Consider the following 2,426-nt stretch of genomic DNA (forward strand, 5'->3'; position numbering starts at 1 on the left):
CGGCGGCGCGACGCGCCGGCGTTGTGTCAGGCACGCCGGGGGCGGCCCTGCCGTAGCGGTCCAGCCACGCCGTCAGCTCTGCCAGCGGCATCGGCCGGGCGAGGCCGTATCCCTGGATGACCGGACAGTTCGCGCGGCGCAGGATGTCAAGCTGTTCGCGCGTCTCGACGCCCTCGGCCACGGTGCGCATCCCCAGCAGCGAACAGAGCCGGATGATGGCGCGGATGATGACCCGGTTGCGCGGGTCGCGTTCAAGCTGCGAGATCATCGAGCGGTCAAGCTTGATCGCGTCGATCTCGAACCGGGCCATGTGGGCCAGCCCGGCATAGCCGGTCCCGAAATCGTCGAGCGCGAGCCGCACGCCCAGCCGCTTGAGCTGTTCGACGGCGGTGACGATGTCGATATCGGCCCCGTCGAGAATGGTGGTTTCGAGTATCTCGACACAGATGTCGCACGCCGCCAGCCCGCGGGCCTGCAGCGCCCAGTCCAGCAGCGCGGGATAGTTCGCGTCGGCAAGCGTCGCGGCGGAGACGTTGATCGACATGGTCAGCCCGGTCGCGCCCGCCCTGTTGAGGGCCACGAGCGCGTCGAGCGCGAGGGTTGTCGAGATATGGTCGATCTCGGCCAGCAGGCCCGCGGTTTCGGCGGCCGGCAGGAACTGCCCCGGCGCCAGCAGGCCGTGACGGGGATGCTGCCAGCGGATCAGCGCCTCGCAGCCGGTGATGCGGTTGTCGGCCAGTGTCATTTGCGGTTGCAGGTGGATGATGAACTGCTTGCCGTCGATCGCCGCCCGCAAGTCCTGCGACAACTGCTGGCGGGCCATGTGGTAGCGTCCGAGCGCCTCGGTATGGATGACGACCTGGCCGCGCCCGCGGCGCTTGGCGGCATAGAGCGCCTGGTCGGCGCGGCGGATCAGATCCTCGCCCGTGTCGTCGCCGGGCCCCGCGCGGGCGGCCCCGATCGAACAGCCCAGCCGGATCGTCCTGTCATGCCAGGTGAGCGGGCGCGCGGCGGCGGCGAGCACCTGTTCGGCGCGGGTTTCCAGTGATATGCTTTGCGGGCACTGGAAACAGACGAGGATGAATTCGTCCCCGCCGGTGCGGCAAATCAGGTCCTCGGCGCCGCAGCACCCGCGCAGGGCGCGCGCGAGGTGGCAAAGCGCGGCATCGCCCGCGCCGTGGCCCAGCGTGTCGTTGATGTCCTTGAACTTGTCGATGTCGATCTGCAGCACGCTGAGCGCGCCGCGCCCGACCTGCCGCGCCACCCCGTCCGAGGCGAGGTAGCCCGCCAGCCTCTTGCGGTTGGCAAGGCCGGTCAGGTCGTCGTGATGGGCGGCATGTTCGAGATCGACCTGTGCGCGGCGCAGGTCGGTTTCGGTGGTCACCTGCTCCGTCACGTCACGGCAGGTGATCATGACCCTCTTGCCGTCAGCGCCCGGTCCGGGGTCGATGACCGCGAAGCTCTGCTGGTTCCAGAAAAACGTGCCGTCGCGCCGCATGTGCCGCGTGATCAGGTTGCGGCCGAAGATCGGGCTGTCGAGGTCGTACCGGAATCCCGCGATGTCGGCCGCCGGCGGGCGGGCGTCGGGCGGCAGGACGAATTCCTGTGGCTTGCGCCCGATCACGTCGGACAGGGGCCAGCCGAACATCCGTTCGGCGGCCGGGTTCAGCCATTCGATGCGGCCGCTGACATCCTGAAGCACGATCCCGTCCCGGGTCGATTCAAGCATGAGTGCGAAAGTCGGACCGGCCGGGGGCGTCGACATTGCGCATGAATGCGGGGTGCTGGTCACGTCTGGCCTGCCTTGCGGTTGCTGCCTGCCCGCGGTGTAGCGGCCGGGGAATTAATATCCGGTGGCCAAACGCGGGCACGATCATTAAAAATCGTGCGAATTTCGGGAAAAGGGGGCGCCCTTGTCCAAGTATCACCTGCCGCTCGTGCGGCCGGGCCAGTCGGTCGGGCTGCTTGGCGGATCGTTCGACCCGCCCCATGCGGGACATGTGCATATCAGCCGCGAGGCGCTGCGGCGGTTCAGTCTCGACCAGGTCTGGTGGCTGGTGAGCCCCGGCAACCCGCTCAAGACCGAGGGGCCGGCGCCGCTGGCGCGACGGCTGGCGGCGTGCCGGGCGCTGGTGGATCACCCGCGCCTGCACGTGTCGGATTTCGAGGCGCAGGCGGGCACGCGGTTCACCGCCGAGGCGCTGTCGCGGCTCGTTGCCGTGCGCCCCGGCGTCCGGTTCGTCTGGCTGATGGGGGCGGACAACCTCGTGCAGCTGGACCGCTGGCAGGACTGGCACGACATCATGGCCCGGGTGCCTTTGGGCGTGCTGGCCCGGCCCGGCCAGCGCATCGCGGCGCGGGCATCGCGGGCCGCGCGGATTTACGGCTTCGCGCGGCTGAAAGGCCGCGAAAGCCGGTTGCTGCCG

General features: G+C 69.4%; 2 protein-coding genes. One reads left to right on the forward strand and one right to left on the reverse strand.

Annotation, left to right across the window (positions count from 1 at the left end; genetic code table 11):
- Nucleotides 1–1,729 (reverse strand): putative bifunctional diguanylate cyclase/phosphodiesterase (locus ACH107_RS32010; RefSeq protein ID WP_412509661.1); only part of this gene is annotated, 1,729 nt, incomplete at its 3' end.
- Nucleotides 1,730–1,913: 184 nt separating this feature from the next.
- On the opposite strand from ACH107_RS32010, the gene ACH107_RS32015 reads away from it, so the two are divergent.
- A partial coding sequence (locus ACH107_RS32015) for a nicotinate-nucleotide adenylyltransferase (RefSeq protein WP_412509662.1) occupies nt 1,914–2,426 on the forward strand: 513 nt, incomplete at its 3' end.

The organism is Roseovarius halophilus (ex Wu et al. 2025) (genome assembly GCF_047086965.1).